We start from the raw sequence: 14,914 nt of genomic DNA on the forward strand, positions 1-14,914 counted from the left end.
CAGTCCCGGCAGCATCATGTACAGCATCAACATGGCCGAGCCGTTGCGGTAGAAGGTGTCGAGCGCCTCGGACCCCGTGACAGGGCTGCGCAGGTCGACATTCCGTCAAGCGGCGTCGAGGGCTCCGGTGATCTTGCGGGCCATCTCGGCCATGGTGGGGCTGGGCTCGCCCTGGTGGGTCCGGGCGGCTGCCTCGATGGCGACGATGACGGTGCCGCGGAAGTTGTCGGCCTCTGCCGGATCCTGCTGCTTGAGCAGGTTCATGGCCGCCGTCAGGGCCGGCAGCACCTGGTCGGCGAGTTCGGCTACGGTCTTGCCGTACTTCACGCCCTTGGGCGCCTTGGTGAGCACGTGCCCGACCAGGCCGGTCGCGGAGGTCAGGGCGATGGAGCCGTGGGTGGCGACCTTGTGGGCCGAGCCGGCGGCACCGGCGGCGGACATCAGTGAGACGGCGCCCCACGCGGCGGTCCGCAGGGTGAGCTTGTCCTGGTCGGTAAGGGTGACGGACATGGTGGTGTGCTCCTTCATATCTGACATTCAATGGAACGGATGGATGGTGGGATGCGGTCCTGGTGGTGCCCGGAGCATCGAGATCGCTCAGGTCGGGTCGCCCGAGGCGATGCTCGGCCCCGCCTACTGAGCGGGCTTGGCCTCGTCAGCTGACCCGGTTGGTACTCATCAGGCCCCGTCCCAGGTGACCGGGAGGCTCTTGACCCCGTAGATGTCGGCGGTCTCCGGGCGCAGGCCGACTTCTTCCGCCGGTACGGCCAGGCGCAGCGTGGGGAAGCGGTTGATCAGCGCGGGGAGGGCGACGCGCATCTCGACGCGGGCCAGCTGTTGACCCAGGCACTGGTGGATGCCGTGGCCGAAGGCCAGGTGCCCGCCGTCCTGCCTGCGCAGGTCGAGCACGTGGGGATCGGTGAAGCGCTCGGGGTCACGGTTGGCGGTGTTGTACGACAGGATGACCGTCGTGCCGGCCTTGATGGTCTGGCCGCCCAGCTCGACGTCCTCCAGCGCCGTTCTCATGAACGTCTTGGCGACGGTCAGATACCGCAGCAGCTCCTCCACGGCTTTGTCGGTGAGCGCGGGATCGGCGCGCAGCGCGGCCAGTTGCTCCGGGTTCTGCAGCAGCGCGAAGGTGCCCAGGGCCAGCATGTTCGCGGTGGTGTCGAACCCGGCCGCCAGCAGGATCAGGGCGATGCCCCGCAACTCCTCGTCGGTCAGGTCGCTGTCGGTGAGGTCGCTGAGCACGTCGTCGGTGGGGTTGGCGCGTTTGGCGGCCACCAGCTCGGCGAGGTAGTTCTGGGTCGCGATGTAGGCCGCGATCAGTTCCTCCTCGCCGACCTCCCCGCCGAGGAATTTGTCGATGTTCTCCTGGAAGGAGCCTCGGTCCTCGTACGGCACGCCGAGCAGCTCACAGATGACGATGGAGGGGATGGGCTTGGCGAATGCGGTGACCAGGTCCGTCGGCGGCCCGGCCTTCTCCATGGCGTCCAGGTGTTCGGCGGTGATCTGCTCGACGCGCTCGGTGAGCTGCCGCATCCGCCGTACGGTGAACTTGCCCACCAGCGGCTTGCGGTATCGGCTGTGCTGCGGCTCGTCCATCAGCAGGAACTCGCCGGGCGGCGCCGGAGGGACCTCGATCTCGCCGAAGTCGACCAGCGGGTGGTGGCGCATGAGCTCCTTGCGGGAGCTGAACCGCGAGTCGGCCAGGACCGACCGGACCAGGTCGTAGCCGGTGATCAGCCAGCCCTGGTGTCCGTCGGGGAAGGGGTATCGGCTGATCGGGCCGTGCTCGCGGGCCTGGATCAGCTCCTTGGGCGGGTCGAAGGGACAGCCAGACTGACGCGCGGCCGGCAGCGCGGCGACGGTGTGCACCATGATTACTCCTCTAGGTTCTACTCGCGATAGTGCGCATTTTCCGCAGCTCGAAAGCTACGTTGCATTCAGAATTCCTGTCAGCCACAGGAAGCGCATTCGCGCAGATAGACAGCGCTGATTGACGCAATGACGCTGCGCGCGAATGCCATGATGCGTTGCAATTACCGTGCAGTGCGAGCGCGGCGGGCAGCCGGTTTGCCCTCTGCCTTGGGCGGGTGCAGGAGATCCGCCGTCATCGGCAGGTTTTCCTCGCCGGTGAGCAGGTCGTCCACCGAGGCGAACTGCCCGGTGCCCCTGATCGCCGCGCGCACCGCCCTGGTTTCCGCGGCCACAATCGCTGAACCGTTCATGGCATCCACCATCGGCGACCGCCCTGACACCGGGCCGTCGCCGTGCTGACACGGCGACTGACACGGCCACCGATACGGCCACTGACACGACACCGCATCAGACCTGATCGCCGCCGGGACCTCCGCCGGACTGGCGCGCCGCCCGACGACATCACCGCCGGCTACGTTGCAGGCCTCTGACACCCGAGATTCCTGACGTCCCCCACCCCGGATGCCGTGTTCTCGCGGCCAGGCACATGTTTGGGGGATTCGGCGGATGCTACGGCGCCCCTCTGTAGGTGCGGCCCTGCTGAGCTCTAGGCGGCGTAGACGGGTGCGAGGTCGATGAATATGCGGTAGTCCGAGATCAGGCCGTCGTCGCGGGTGCTCCAGATCGACACGGCTACGACGCTGACGTCCTTGCCGTCGAGCCGCCGATAGGTCACCTCGGTCTCGGCGATGGTGTCGGCGTCCACCTGCCAGTTCCTGACGATCCGGTGCCGCAGGCCGCCGATGGTGAAGAAGAACGTCCGCAACCCGGTGGCGATGGCCTCACGTCCCACCAGCGGTTCGGCGTTGCCGAACACCAACGTGGCATCCTCGGCCAGCAACCGCGCGAACTCGTCGGGGTCGAACGAATCGACTGCCTGGAAGACGCGTCGCACCACATCGTCGGTCATGCCGTCCCTTTCTCGCACAGCCGGGATCACTGCTGGGGACGATACGGGGCGAAGGGCGGCGTACAACTATCGCAAGGGTGGGGATTTCGTCGCCGTAGGACTCGTCGAAGCTCTCCGAACCCGGGTGCGGCATCGCGGTCGGGCGTGAAAGGAACTTCTGGTGGGACCCTGTCGAAACACGGGCCGCTTGTTCGTCGGGGAGGTGAACAGGACGGTGACCGGCCCGTCCGGCAGTGACCGAAGGAGATCCCCGTGAGTATCCCCACGACCCGGCCCGTGATGACCGACCTGAGGCAGGCGCGGGTGATTCGCCAGGTCGTCGTCGCGGCCTCTCCTGCGACGATCTTCGCGCTGCTCGCCGATCCCGGCCGGCACGCGGCGCTGGACGGGACCGGGCGGGCCGACGCCGCGCTGGACAAGACGCTGGCCGCGTTGCAGGCGCGGTTCGCCTGACGGCCGACTCTCCCGCGCCGGAACAGTGGCCCGAGAAAAATTCTCAGAAGTACGCTGTCGAAACCTCATCCACCGATGCGTCGAGTGGGTGAGAGGCGGTACCACCGCCGCAACGGAAGGCAAAGATCATGCGTTACATGCTGATGTCCAACGTCGACACTTCCGCACTGGCGGCCATGTCTCCGGATGCGCACCAGGCCACCATGGAGCGGTTCGTGTCCTTCACCCAGGCATTGGCCGAGTCGGGGGTGCTGTGCGGCGCCGAGCGGTTGCAGCCGGTTGACACCGCCACCACCGTGCGCGTCCGTGACGAGCAGACCCTGCTCACCGACGGACCCTATGCCGACCTGACCGAATCCTTCGGCGGGTTCTGGATCGTGCAGGCCCCCGACCTGGACACGGTTCTGGCGTACGCCGCCGACTGCCCGGCCGCGGCGTACGGCTCTGTTGAGGTCCGCCCCCTGGTCGAGCTGGGCTGACGGACGTGTCCGCCTCGGTCGAGGACGCCGTCGCGCAGGTCTACCGGGCCGAATGGGCCGCGCTGGTCGCCACTTTGGCTCGGTGGAGCGGTGACCTCGACCGGGCCGAGGAGGCGGCGGCCGAAGCTGTCGCCGCCGCCTTGAAGGCCTGGCCGCGTGAGGGCATCCCTGACCGGCCGGGTGCCTGGCTGCAGACCACCGCACGCCGTAAGATCCTGGACCGGCTGCGTCGTGACCGTACCGGTAGGGCCAAGCTTGTCATCTTGGCCGGTGAGCTGCGCGACGAGCCGGGCATCGACAGCGTGAGCGACCTCGATGATCCCTTCGGTGCGGTGCGCTGGTCCGATACGGCCGCTGAAGACTTGCTGCGCTTGGTGTTCACCTGCTGTCATCCTGCCCTGGCGCCTTCGGCGCAGGTGGCGCTGGCCCTTCGCCTGCTGTGCGGTCTGAGTGCCGCCGAGACCGCACGGCTCATGCTGACCAGCGAAGCCACCATCGCCCAGCGTCTGGTGCGGGCCAAACGAAAGATCCGGGACGCCGCCATCGCGCTGGAGGTCCCGCCCCGTGCCGCCTGGCCCGATCGCCTGGAGGCCGTACTGGCCGTGGTCGGGCTGCTGTTCACCGAAGGGCATACCGCCACCTATGGCCCTGATCTGGTGCGGGCCGCCTTGTGCGATGAGGCGCTACGGCTGGCCGCGCTGTTGCGGCGGTTGCTGCCCGACGAGGCCGAGGTGCTGGGTTTGTCAGCGCTGTTGCTGCTTACCGACGCCCGTCGTGACGCCCGTACGGACGGCGACGGCGACCTGATACTCCTGGCCGACCAGGACCGCGGCCGCTGGCGGTGGGACGACATCGACCGCGGGCTCGACCTCGCAACCCTGGCGCTGCGCCGCGGCGGTGACCGCCCAGGTCCGTGGGTGTTGCGGGCCGCTATCGCCGCCCTGCACGTCCAGCCGTTCCCTGATCACAACGCCATCGTCGCGGTGTACGACCGGCTGGTCGAGCGCACCCCCTCCGCAGCGGTTCTGGCCAACCGAGCCGCGGCCATCGCCCTGGCCCGAGGTCCCATCGTCGCTCTGGCGGAGATCGACACCCTCCACGCAAGCCCTGACGGCCATCGCCTGCTGGCGCTGCGCGCCGAGTTGCACGCCGACCTCGGCCGGTTGGACGAGGCGCGCACGCTGATGCGGCAGGCTCTGCACCTCGCGCGCAACGACGTCGAACGCCGCCATCTGCAGCGGCGGCTGGATGGTTGGGTCGGTTCCGCACAACGACGCGGACAGTGACTCGAAGGGCCGTTGAACGTCAGGGCGCCCAACAGCGGCTGAACGTCAGGGCGCCAAACAGTGGCACCGGCTCGCATTCACCGTTTCACCAGGGTGGATGCGGTTGCCCTTTCCCGCGGATCAGAAGGTCAGGGATTCGAGTCCTTTCGGCCAGTGCGGTAAATGGAAGGCCCTCCTGGATCGCATGATGTGCTCGGTCTGTTCCACGTGCGGCCGGTACTGTGAACCCCAGCATTTTGTGCATGGCGGATCTGGTGCGGGAAGTCATATGCTGATCACGATGAATACCTACTTCAGTAGATTGGGGGCCCCGTTCGAGCAAGGTGAGTGCTGATGCGCTCCTGGGCTGCGAATGAGGATTTCCGTCTTTCCCTGTGGCTGCACGTGCGCACATTCGCCGTGCCGCCGTCCATGATCGAGTCTGCGACCGCCCGCCGTACCATCGGGGACTGGGCGGGAGCGTGTGCTGCGGCACACGTCGACGTCGATCTGAATCTGCGCTCCGCGGCTCGCGCCCATGGCCAGGAGTTAGCGGCCCGTGTCCGAACCGATCTCCGCCATCTGGCTCCTGATCTGCTGCGCTGGCACATGCCGAGGATCGCCCCCGACGGCCTGCTGCGCCCGGGCCTGACCATCTCTCTGGCCCGATACCACCCGGCGTCGCATGGGGGCGGCAGCACGGTGCACCTCGTGGCCCGGACCCCGCCGGCCTGGGCAGACGCCGGTCAGCGGATCAGCCTGGCTCTGTGGGACGGGCCCCGGTCCGGGATCGGTCCGCATCCGCATCCCCGTCCTCACCGGCGCTTCCGCCTCGACCTGCACCGCCACCTATGGGATGCCCGCAGGGTTGGTGAGATGCGGGTCCGCTCTGGGGCGGACCGCGCGCTCGCCGATGGCCGTACCGTTCCGAGCCCGGATGTGCCGCTGGAGAGCGGCTGGGCCGTGGACCGGTGGGCGGCCGAGGCGTGGATGCTGCTCCGCGAGGAAGGGCGGGCCGGTGATGCGGTCGCCGTGCGCCTCGGGGGGCGGCGTCACCTGATACTGGAGCCGGTAGCGGACAGGGCTACCTCCGGACTCCCGGCGCTGCGGATGACGACGGCCGCTGCGAGGGGTGGTGGGTCCGCGCTGCCGGTGCTGCCTGACGCGGCGACGTGGGTGCTACCTGACCTGGCGTTGCTTCGCGCCGGGCTGATCGAGGCCGACCGGCTGCATCCGCTTGTCGCGTCGGCGCTTGTGCCAGGCCATCCCCCGGACAGCGTCCCGCGAATCCCTGACGGCGCAGCCCATCAACGCATGGTCGAGTGCCGTGGTGCCCAGCACCGGATCGGTCTCGTGAACGGTGTGCTCGTCCCGCTGGATCACGATCCGGCGGAGATCCACCGCGAGAAGTTGCTGGCCGCGCTGACCGGCACCCCATTGCCCTGCCTGCAGGTGATCGACGAGGCACACCGTGAGCCGGAGTGTCTCGTCGACGTCCGCGCACGCTTGGACCACGGCGACGCCGCCGGTGCTTTGGACACTGTCGAAAGTCTTCTCGGCCCCGGTGCACCGCTGCCCAAGGGGGCCCTACGGGACGAGTTGGAGATGGCGGCGCTGCGGCGAATCGTTCATGGGCTGTTCCGGGCCGGACTGGCCGGGTTCGGACAGGGCCCGGTCACCCGGCCTGGCCGCCGTCCCGGCGGCGACCGCGCACATCCGCGCCACGCGATGCCCCGCTGATTCGCGGGCCTCATCTTCTTTGCACTGTCTCGCCGCGTTCCTGTCTCGGCTCCATCCGGCTCAACCAGACCTCAGAGGTGATCTAATGCTCGAATCTTTGTCCACTGCCACCGTCGCATCCTCTGATCCGGCTCACGCCTCCAGACTGAAGGTCGCCGCCGATCTCCTCGCTCTGCTCCACGACACGGCCACAGAACCGCGCATCGATACGCAGTTGGAGGCGCTGACCCTGGCCGTGGCGGCCGACCTGCCGGTGCTGCTGTGGGGAGAACCGGGGATCGGCAAGACCGCGGCTCTTGAGCAACTCGCCGTAGCCCTTGACCTACCGCTGACCACGGTGATCGCCAGTGTGCACGAACCGTCTGACTTCTCCGGCCTGCCCGTGGTCGGTGACGACCCCGCGGTACAGGGCATCCCGATGGCCCCGCCGGACTGGGCCGTACGTCTGGCCCAGGTGGGCCGGGGGTTGCTCTTCCTGGACGAGCTGTCCACGGCGCCGCCGGCCGTCCAGGCCGCTTTGCTCCGCCTCGTGCTGGAGCGGCGGGTCGGCGCCTTGCGACTTCCCCCTGGAGTCCGGATCGTGGCGGCCGCCAATCCACGCTCCTCCGCGGCCGACGGATGGGAGCTGAGTGCGCCCCTGGCCAACCGGTTCGTTCATCTGCAGTGGGTTCATGACCACGAGGTCGTGGTGCGCGGCCTTGGCGGGACCTGGCCGCGGGCAACGCTGCCACGGCTCGACCCGGATCGGCTGTCAGCGGCTGTGACGTTCGCCCGGCGTGCGGTGTGCGGGCTCCTCGCCGCCCGCCCTGCCCTCGTGCATCGGTTGCCGAGCAATGAAGTCCGCCGGGGCGGTCCATGGCCCTCACCCCGCAGTTGGGAGATGGCACTGCGTCTGATCGCCTTCGCCACCGCGGCGAACACGTCCCGGGATGTGCTGTCCATGCTGGTCCGGGGCACGGTAGGGGACGGTCCTGGGCTGGAACTGCTGGCCGGCATGGACCGGATGGACCTGCCTGACCCTGAGACACTGCTGGCCGACCCGGCGGCGGCTGACTTGCCGGAGCGGGGCGACCTGCGCCAAGCCGTGCTCGACGGCGTGGTTGAGGCGGTCAGGAAGCGGCCGGAGAAGGCCCGCTGGGACGCGGCGTGGGCACTGCTGGTTCGAGCGTTGGAGACCGGAGCCCCGGACCTGGTGGTCGTACCCGCGACCACACTCGCCGCGCTGCGCCGCGCGGACTGGGATGTCCCGGCGTCGATCGAGAAGCTCGCCGGGGTGGTGTCCTTGAGCGAGCGGGCGGACAAGGCCGCGGCGCGGGTCGCCGCCGTCACGGGGCCGAATCGATGACGCCCAGTGCAGGGGCCGAATCGATGACGCCCAGTGCAGGGGCCGGACCGACGACGCCCGGCGCAGCGGGGACCCTGGACCGCGAGAAGCTCTTCGCCGCCCGGCTGCTCGCCGTCCGGGCTCGGCCCTATCTGGCGACGGCGCTGTTCGCGCTGCGCACGGTGGAGTCACGACGCGTGCCGACGATGGCCGTGGACCGAAACTGGCGATGCTACGTTTCACCGTCGTTCGTTGATCGGACCCCCGTGGAGGAGCTGGCAGCGGTGTGGGTACACGAGGTCTCCCACCTGCTGCGTGACCATCACGGGCGTAGCGACCGGGTCGCCCTTGAGCGAGGACTGACCGGACCGGGGGACCGGCTGCGGATGAACATCGCCGCGGACTTCGAGATCAACGACGACGTGTTCGGGGACGGGCTGGTCCGGCCCGAGGGGGCCGTCGAGCCGGGGATCCTCGGGTTGCCCGAGGGGGAACTCATGGAGGACTACCTGCGCCGGTTCCGGCTTGGGCCGTACACGCAGAATCTGGTCTGGCTGGACTGTGGCAGCGGCGCCGATGGACTGGAGCGGGAGTGGGACCTCGGACCGGACGGCGCGAACGGGCTCAGCCCGCAGGAGCGAGACGCGGTTCGGTTCCGGGTGGCGGAAGGCATCACCGCCCGTCCTGGGAACGCCCCGAAGGGGTGGCGGCGGTGGGCGGAGGAGGCGTTTCACCCGCCACAGCCGTGGCGGGAACTGCTCGGCGCGGCGGTTCGCTCGGCGGTCTCCGGCCCGGGCGCGGGTGAGGACTACATCTACGGCCGGCCGTCGCGGCGGTCCGCCAGCCTGCCCGGCGTCATCCTGCCGAGCCTGCGGCGCAGGCCGCCTCGGGTCTCCGTGGTCATCGACACATCGGGGTCGGTCAGCGACGCCGAACTGGGGAGCGCACTTGTCGAGGTCGCCGCGATCGTCCGTGTCGTGGGCGGTCGGCGTGACCTGGTCAGCGTGCTGTCGTGCGATGCGGCGGCCCGGGTCGTGCACGCGCTGTGCCGCGCCGAGGGAATCTCACTGGTGGGCGGTGGTGGGACGGATATGCGTACGGGTTTCGCCAAGGCACTGAAAGCAAGGCCGCAGCCAGACGTCATCGTGATCCTGACCGACGGCCAAACCCCCTGGCCGGATGTACAGCCACCATGCCGGACGGTGGTTGGCCTGTTCCCCCGGAAGAGGCAGCTGCGATCGTGGGACGAGAACGATCCCGATTACGTGTCGGACGCGCCGCCCGAATGGGCACGGGTGGTCGTCATCGGCTAGCCGTTCCGGCAGGCTGAAGGCTGGATGAACGCGGCGGCGATCTGCTCGGCGAGCCGTTCGAGCAGCGGCCCGGCCTCGGCCATGCACCGCCGTACGTCGGGCTCGACGTCGGTCAGCGCGTACGCGGCCTCGATGCCGACCGCCCGCAGTTCCTCGTCGCCCACCGAGCGTCGGCCGCAGACCACCACGACCGGCACACCGTGCCTGGCCGCGGCCGCCGCGACACCCACGGGGGCCTTGCCGCGCAGTGTCTGCTCATCAATCGAGCCTTCGCCGGTGATCACCAGCCGGGCGCCCGCCACATGCCGATCGAAGTCCACCAGGTCCAGCAGATAGCCGATGCCCGGCCGGATCCTCGCCTCCAGGAAGGCCAGCGCGCCGAACCCCACCCCGCCTGCGGCTCCCGCGCCCGGCCGCCCGGCCACGTCCATCGCGGGCACGACGCCGCCGTGCTCGGTGGCGCTCGCCAGACCGTGAGAGTGCGCGGCGACCGTTACCAGTCGGGCCAGGCCGGCCTCCAGCACGGCCACGTCTGCGGGGTTCGCGCCTTTCTGCGGGCTGTACACGGCCGCGGCGCCGTACGGCCCGAGCAGCGGGTTGTCCACGTCGCTCGCCACGACGACCTCGAAGCCGCGCAGCCGGCCGGAGACGTCGATCGTGTGCAGGTCGCGCAGCGCGGCCCCGCCGGGCGGCAGGTCGTTCCCGGCCGCGTCCAGCAGTCGCACGCCGAGCGCCTGGGCCATGCCGGCGCCTCCGTCGGTGCAGGCGCTGCCGCCGAGGCCGAGCACGATCCGCGTCGCGCCATGCCGTACGGCATGGGCGATGAGCTCGCCGGTGCCGCGGCTCGTGGCGGTCAGCGGCGCCGGGGCGGCTCCCTCAGGCAGCCGCCGCAGGCCCGACGCCTCGGCCAACTCGATCACCGCGACCCGGTCGTCCGGCTCGTCGCGTACGGCATAGGCCGCCAGGACCCGCTCGCCGACCGGGCCGGTCACCTCCGTCTCGATCCGGGTGAACCCGCTCGCGACCACCGCGTCGACGGTGCCGTCGCCGCCGTCGGCGACCGGGAGCCGGACGACGATCACCTGCCCGGAACCGGCGGAACGCAGCCCGGCGGCCACGTGGGCGGCCACCTCGGGAGAGGTCAGCGACCCGCGGAACTTGTCCGGCGCGACGACGACCCGCCCTGCCGTAATCCCTGTCATGTCATGCATGTCATGGCTCACCCGATGTCTCTCCCGCTGATCGTCACCACGTTCCTCCGGCGTGGATGCCCCGTCCTTCAGGGCGAGGAGGAGATGCGGGACGGTCCCCATGGTGTTCTCCCAGAGGGCGTTTTCCACGATGACCGGCCCGCACGGACATGCCCTGCAACGGGACTCCCGTCGATCTTCCTGCTCGGTCGCAGGATGATCTGTCGGAGTCCCGTTGCCTCGTCATCAGGCCTTGACGAACAGCCGATCGGTCAAACGCACCGGCATCGGAACGTGTCCGATGCCACGATCACCGTGGGTCGGCTGCCGGTCATCTCATGCGACGAGCACCCGGTTGGCGACGCTGCCGATGCCCTCCACGATCACCGTCACCACGTCACCGTCCCGGACCAGGAGCGGGGGTTTGCGCGCGAAGCCCACACCCGGCGGAGTGCCCGTCAGGATCAGGTCCCCCGGTTCGAGCGTCAGGTAGCGAGAGGCGTAGGAGATGATCTCCGCCACGGAGAAGATCATCTCGGCCGTTGAGCAGTCCTGGACGACCTGGTCGTTGAGCCGGGTGGTGATGCGCAGTGCCTGAGGGTCTTCGACATCCTGGGCGAGCACCACGATCGGCCCAACCGGGCAGAAACCGTCGGCGGACTTGCCGCGGAGCCATTGACCATCGGAGAACTGGGCGTCCCGCGCCGACAGGTCGTTCGCCGCGACGTAACCGAGGACGTAGTCGAGAGCCTCGTCCGGGGCGACGTCGCTTGCCCGGCGCCCGATCACGACGGCCAGTTCACCCTCGTAGTCGAGCTCGCCGGAGAGGTCTCTCGGTACCTCGACGACGGCGTCGTCGGCCCGCAGCGCGTTGGGAAACTTCGCGAACAGGAGTGGCTTGGCGGGAGCCTGCACTCCTGACTCGTCCGCGTGGTCGAGGTAGTTGAGGCCGACGCACAGGATTTTCGAGGGGTTCGCGACCGGAGCGAGCAGTTCGAGGTCATCGACCGGAACCTTCACGCCACCGACGTCGTCGCGGTCCGCGCACCATGCGCCGGTGTGCAGCGCCTCCCGCAGGACGTCGGCGGCGGGATGGTCGGACTCGGTCGCGAGCACCGTCGCGTGGCCCTGCGAGATCCGGACGAGCACGACGCGGCCGTGAAGGCGGGCGCGCGCCAGACCTCGCACCGTGGGCGGAGTCGAGGCTGCCGTCACCGGCTCACCCCGGCGATGCGCCGGGCCTCCTCGACGTTCGCGATCGGGCGGCCGATCTGCTGGGCCATCTTGACCACGACCTCCACCAGCTCGGCGTTGCTGCGCGAGGCCTCACCGCCGGGCAGGTAGGGGTTGTCCTCCCAGCCGACGCGGACGTGGCCGCCCATCGCGATGGCCAGCGGCAGCAGCTGCCACTGCGCGATCGGGTCCATCACACTGACGTTCCAGTTCGTGTTCGGCGGGAGGTGCTTGACCATGTACATGAGCGCGTCCGGGGTCGGAGGCGTCCACGCGCCGCCCTGCCAGCCGAAGAACAGGGTCGCCCACGCCTTCTCCTTCAGCAGGCCCTGCCGCCGGACGAACTCAAGGTTCCAGAACGCCCCGGTGTAGAAGCACTCGATCTCCGGCTTCACGCCGTTGGCCTCCGCCGCGGTGACGAACTCGACGAGCTCGTCCCGCGGATGCAGGGAGTACATCTCGTTGGCGGGGTAGGCCGGGTCGGGCTGGAAGTACTCGTCGTGCACGTTGAAGGCGTAGGACATCATGTCGGGCTTGAGCGACATCAGCTCGACCTTCTCGGGAAGCCGGGCACTGGCGATGCCGAACTGCATGATCGGATCGGTGCCCACGGTCCGGATCTTGTCAGTGAGATTCTTCCAGCCCTCAAAGTCGATCTTGGACAACTTCTTGCCATCGGCCTGGATGGCGTCCTCCAGGTAGTGAACACCGTGGTGGTGGCACAGTGTCGCACCCGCGTTCACCGAGTCGATGTACTCCTGGCCGACCTTGTCGGTGTCCTCGATGGCCGGCATGCCCTTGTAGCCGGGATAGGACATTGTGCTGTCGGCTGTGACGGTGATGACGAGCGGATCCATGGGGTCTCCTTGTTGCTTCATGTGTGTGGTGGATGTGTTGCTCGGGGGTGAAGGACTGCTGTGTCGTGGCGCGTTGACGTGGGCGGCCACGCGTTGCGCCACCTTCTGGGCATGGCGGAGGGAACCTCCGGCGCCTGGAGCCGGATGCCGGGGTCGGACTGCCGGGGCTGGACTGCCGGGGGCTGGACTGTTGGGGTCGAACTGTTGGGGGCGGACTGTTGGGGGCAGGCCGCTCAGGCCGTGATGCTCAGACCGTGACGGGCAGGCCCGTGGCCACCGACTCGTAGGCGAGTTCGATGACTCGCACCGCGTACGCGCCGTCCTCTGGCGCGACGGCGGTCGGCTCGTCGTTCGCGATCGAACGGGCGAAGCTCTCGATCCCGGCTGCGATCGAGGTGTACTTCCAGGTGTATGGCTCGTAGGCCGTGCCGGGCAGCGGTGATCCGGCGTGGTCGCGCTTGCCCCGGAAAAGCATGGCCGGAGGGTTCTGGTGCTGGTCGACGACGATGAGCCCCTTGGTTCCGTGCACCTCGAGGCGCTCGTTCCACGGTCCCCCGGAGGTGAAGGTGGACTCGACGGAGAAGAGCGCGCCCGATCGCGTTCGGCCGCACACGATCGACCAGTCCTCGACCTGGCTGGCGCCGACGAGGCGCTCGGAGAGAGCCCGCAACGAGGCGACCTCGCCGAACATCCACTTCAGCAGGTAGAAGGAGTGCGCGCCGGCGTCGATGATGGTGCCGCCGCCCGAGCCGTCCTGGCGTCCCTTCCACAGTTGCGGGTTGCCGAGCCGTTCGAACTCGTTGCCGCTGATCAGGGTGCGGACGAGTGTCACGTCCCCAATCTCGCCGCTGTTGATGGCGTCGAGAGCCGCCTGATAGGCGGGGATGAACCGGGTGTTCTCGTTGACGGTGAACGTGAGACCCTTGCCGGCCGCGAGGTCGACGAGTTCGCGCGCCTGCGCGGCGTCGACGGTCATGGGCTTCTCGATCAGAACGTGTTTGCCCGCCTCCAGGAACTCGCGCGCGACCTTGTAGTGCACGTTGTGGGGGAGCACGAGGTCGACGGCCTGGATCCGCTCGTCCTCGAGGAGCCTGCGGTAGTCGGTGCACGCCTCCGCGCCGAGTGACTGCGCCGTCCGCTCGGCGACGGTCTGGTCAAGGTCGCAGACCACCACGGCCTCCAGGCCGTCCGCCCGCTGGTAGGCGAGGTGGTGGGCGAGCTGGTAGATCTCTCCGAGACCGACAACGCCGAAGCGTACCGATTCGGTCACTGGTCGACACCCCCTTCAAGGCGTTCGCGAATGATGCGCCGGTTGTGGGTGAGCGATTCCATCACCCGTGACTCGTGCCGGAAGACGGCCACCGATGCGATGCCGTCGAACCCGACCTCTCGCAGAGCGGCGAACACCTCGTCCCAGTCGATGTCGCCCTGGCCGATGTCGAGGTGCTGGTGGTTGCGCACCCCGGGACTCGCGGGATTGAGGAAGGTACGTCCGGGCAGCAGGGTGTCCGCCAGATGGACGTGGTCCATGGTGTCGCCCGCGTAGGTGATGATGTCGCGGTTGACGCCTTCGAGGTGACCGCGCTCGTCTTCCACGCCGGTGAGGTAGTAGGTGTGCGGCACACAGTGCAGGTAGGTGACGTGGTCGCTCTGCAGGCCCCGGATGAAGTTGACGGCCTCGATGCCGGACTCCACCCAGTCGCCCGGATGCGGTTCGAGCGCGAGCGTGATGCCCTCGGACTCCGCCAGCGGCAGCACCTCCTCCAGGGAGCGACGCATCGCGGCCTCGCCGGCCTGCGGGGCGGTCGGGCGCCCGGTGAACTCGGAGTTGATCCGGTCGCAGCCCAGGTCGACGGCCAGCTGGATGGTCTGCTTCCAGTAGCCGACCGCCGCCCGCCGGATGTCCTCCTCCGAGCTTCCCCAGGCCTGCTCGATGAAGATGGACGCGATCTCGACGCCGTGGGTCTTCGACGCCTCCGCGATCTCGGCGATTTTGGCCTTCGACGCCCGCCTGCCCCCGTAGCTCGGCATCACGTCGGGCCGTGGCGAGAGCTCCAGATACTCGAAGCCTGCCTCCCGTACGGTCGAGAACACCGTGTCTATCGGCTGTGGACGCAGCATCCACGTGTCGGTCGCGATCTTCATTTCACTCCTCACTGATCGTTGTGCC

The 14,914-nt window shown here is 68.9% G+C and carries 15 protein-coding genes; 6 read left to right on the plus strand and 9 right to left on the minus strand.

The genetic code is table 11. The annotated features are described in order from the left end of the window. Nucleotides 1-105: 105 nt before the first annotated feature. The 4 genes from AB0395_RS23390 to AB0395_RS23405 form a co-directional block, all read right to left on the minus strand. The gene (locus AB0395_RS23390; protein ID WP_366283627.1) at nucleotides 106-510 is read right to left on the minus strand and encodes a hypothetical protein; all 405 of its coding nucleotides are present in this window, start codon (nucleotides 508-510) and stop codon (nucleotides 106-108) included. 168 nt (nucleotides 511-678) lie between these two features. Beyond that, on the minus strand, nucleotides 679-1,881 hold the full coding sequence (locus tag AB0395_RS23395) for a cytochrome P450 (protein ID WP_366283629.1): 1,203 nt from the start codon (nucleotides 1,879-1,881) through the stop codon (nucleotides 679-681). A 161-nt stretch (nucleotides 1,882-2,042) separates the two neighbouring features. Further along, nucleotides 2,043-2,231 carry a hypothetical protein gene (locus AB0395_RS23400; RefSeq protein WP_366283630.1) on the minus strand — a complete coding sequence of 63 codons (189 nt, stop codon included), beginning with the start codon at nucleotides 2,229-2,231 and terminating at the stop codon, nucleotides 2,043-2,045. Nucleotides 2,232-2,527: 296 nt separating this feature from the next. Beyond that, nucleotides 2,528-2,890, minus strand: coding sequence for a nuclear transport factor 2 family protein (locus AB0395_RS23405; RefSeq protein WP_366283633.1), 363 nt, complete (start codon nucleotides 2,888-2,890; stop codon nucleotides 2,528-2,530). A 252-nt stretch (nucleotides 2,891-3,142) separates the two neighbouring features. On the opposite strand from AB0395_RS23405, the gene AB0395_RS23410 reads away from it, so the two are divergent. The 6 genes from AB0395_RS23410 to AB0395_RS23435 all read left to right on the plus strand — a co-directional run bounded on the left by AB0395_RS23410 (nucleotide 3,143) and on the right by AB0395_RS23435 (nucleotide 9,464). Further along, on the plus strand, nucleotides 3,143-3,343 hold the full coding sequence (locus AB0395_RS23410) for a hypothetical protein (RefSeq protein WP_366283635.1): 201 nt from the start codon (nucleotides 3,143-3,145) through the stop codon (nucleotides 3,341-3,343). A 128-nt stretch (nucleotides 3,344-3,471) separates the two neighbouring features. Next, the gene (locus AB0395_RS23415) at nucleotides 3,472-3,822 is read left to right on the plus strand and encodes a YciI family protein (protein WP_366283638.1); all 351 of its coding nucleotides are present in this window, start codon (nucleotides 3,472-3,474) and stop codon (nucleotides 3,820-3,822) included. 5 nt (nucleotides 3,823-3,827) lie between these two features. Continuing rightward, nucleotides 3,828-5,108, plus strand: coding sequence for a DUF6596 domain-containing protein (locus tag AB0395_RS23420; RefSeq protein ID WP_366283639.1), 1,281 nt, complete (start codon nucleotides 3,828-3,830; stop codon nucleotides 5,106-5,108). 333 nt (nucleotides 5,109-5,441) lie between these two features. After that, nucleotides 5,442-6,827 carry a hypothetical protein gene (locus AB0395_RS23425; RefSeq protein WP_366283642.1) on the plus strand — a complete coding sequence of 462 codons (1,386 nt, stop codon included), beginning with the start codon at nucleotides 5,442-5,444 and terminating at the stop codon, nucleotides 6,825-6,827. A gap of 85 nt (nucleotides 6,828-6,912) precedes the next feature. After that, nucleotides 6,913-8,172, plus strand: a complete 1,260-nt coding sequence (locus tag AB0395_RS23430) for a MoxR family ATPase (RefSeq protein ID WP_366283644.1) — start codon at nucleotides 6,913-6,915, stop codon at nucleotides 8,170-8,172. A 23-nt stretch (nucleotides 8,173-8,195) separates the two neighbouring features. Beyond that, the gene (locus AB0395_RS23435) at nucleotides 8,196-9,464 is read left to right on the plus strand and encodes a VWA-like domain-containing protein (RefSeq protein ID WP_366283647.1); all 1,269 of its coding nucleotides are present in this window, start codon (nucleotides 8,196-8,198) and stop codon (nucleotides 9,462-9,464) included. Here AB0395_RS23435 and AB0395_RS23440 read toward each other — a convergent pair. The 5 genes from AB0395_RS23440 to AB0395_RS23460 all read right to left on the minus strand — a co-directional run bounded on the left by AB0395_RS23440 (nucleotide 9,461) and on the right by AB0395_RS23460 (nucleotide 14,889). Then, nucleotides 9,461-10,666: a glycerate kinase gene (locus AB0395_RS23440; RefSeq protein ID WP_366283649.1), complete on the minus strand. Its 1,206-nt coding sequence runs from the start codon at nucleotides 10,664-10,666 to the stop codon at nucleotides 9,461-9,463. The two genes, AB0395_RS23435 and AB0395_RS23440, sit on opposite strands and share 4 nt — an antisense overlap. Before the next feature lie 324 nt (nucleotides 10,667-10,990). Next, nucleotides 10,991-11,869, minus strand: coding sequence for a fumarylacetoacetate hydrolase family protein (locus AB0395_RS23445; RefSeq protein ID WP_366283652.1), 879 nt, complete (start codon nucleotides 11,867-11,869; stop codon nucleotides 10,991-10,993). Continuing rightward, a complete protein-coding gene (locus AB0395_RS23450) occupies nucleotides 11,866-12,744 on the minus strand; it encodes a 3-keto-5-aminohexanoate cleavage protein (RefSeq protein ID WP_366283655.1) in 879 nt (292 codons plus the stop codon). Before AB0395_RS23450 ends, AB0395_RS23445 begins: the two co-directional genes overlap by 4 nt. Nucleotides 12,745-12,991: 247 nt before the next feature. Next, nucleotides 12,992-14,014: a Gfo/Idh/MocA family oxidoreductase gene (locus AB0395_RS23455; protein WP_366283658.1), complete on the minus strand. Its 1,023-nt coding sequence runs from the start codon at nucleotides 14,012-14,014 to the stop codon at nucleotides 12,992-12,994. After that, a complete protein-coding gene (locus AB0395_RS23460) occupies nucleotides 14,011-14,889 on the minus strand; it encodes a sugar phosphate isomerase/epimerase family protein (protein WP_366283660.1) in 879 nt (292 codons plus the stop codon). Before AB0395_RS23460 ends, AB0395_RS23455 begins: the two co-directional genes overlap by 4 nt. Between the last annotated feature and the right edge of the window lie 25 nt (nucleotides 14,890-14,914).

Origin of the sequence: Streptosporangium sp. NPDC051023 (genome assembly GCF_040689595.1) — a bacterium.
Lineage (GTDB): Bacteria > Actinomycetota > Actinomycetes > Streptosporangiales > Streptosporangiaceae > Streptosporangium.

Bases quoted from the DNA above. Each gene is read 5' to 3' on its own strand.
- AB0395_RS23435 (WP_366283647.1), top strand. From the start codon at position 8,196: ATGACGCCCAGTGCAGGGGCCGGACCGACGACGCCCGGCGCAGCGGGG.
- AB0395_RS23390 (WP_366283627.1), bottom strand. From the start codon at position 510: ATGTCCGTCACCCTTACCGACCAGGACAAGCTCACCCTGCGGACCGCC.
- AB0395_RS23460 (WP_366283660.1), bottom strand. From the start codon at position 14,889: ATGAAGATCGCGACCGACACGTGGATGCTGCGTCCACAGCCGATAGAC.
- AB0395_RS23395 (WP_366283629.1), bottom strand. From the start codon at position 1,881: ATGGTGCACACCGTCGCCGCGCTGCCGGCCGCGCGTCAGTCTGGCTGT.
- AB0395_RS23405 (WP_366283633.1), bottom strand. From the start codon at position 2,890: ATGACCGACGATGTGGTGCGACGCGTCTTCCAGGCAGTCGATTCGTTC.
- AB0395_RS23430 (WP_366283644.1), top strand. From the start codon at position 6,913: ATGCTCGAATCTTTGTCCACTGCCACCGTCGCATCCTCTGATCCGGCT.
- AB0395_RS23440 (WP_366283649.1), bottom strand. From the start codon at position 10,666: ATGACAGGGATTACGGCAGGGCGGGTCGTCGTCGCGCCGGACAAGTTC.
- AB0395_RS23400 (WP_366283630.1), bottom strand. From the start codon at position 2,231: ATGAACGGTTCAGCGATTGTGGCCGCGGAAACCAGGGCGGTGCGCGCG.
- AB0395_RS23415 (WP_366283638.1), top strand. From the start codon at position 3,472: ATGCGTTACATGCTGATGTCCAACGTCGACACTTCCGCACTGGCGGCC.
- AB0395_RS23450 (WP_366283655.1), bottom strand. From the start codon at position 12,744: ATGGATCCGCTCGTCATCACCGTCACAGCCGACAGCACAATGTCCTAT.
- AB0395_RS23425 (WP_366283642.1), top strand. From the start codon at position 5,442: ATGCGCTCCTGGGCTGCGAATGAGGATTTCCGTCTTTCCCTGTGGCTG.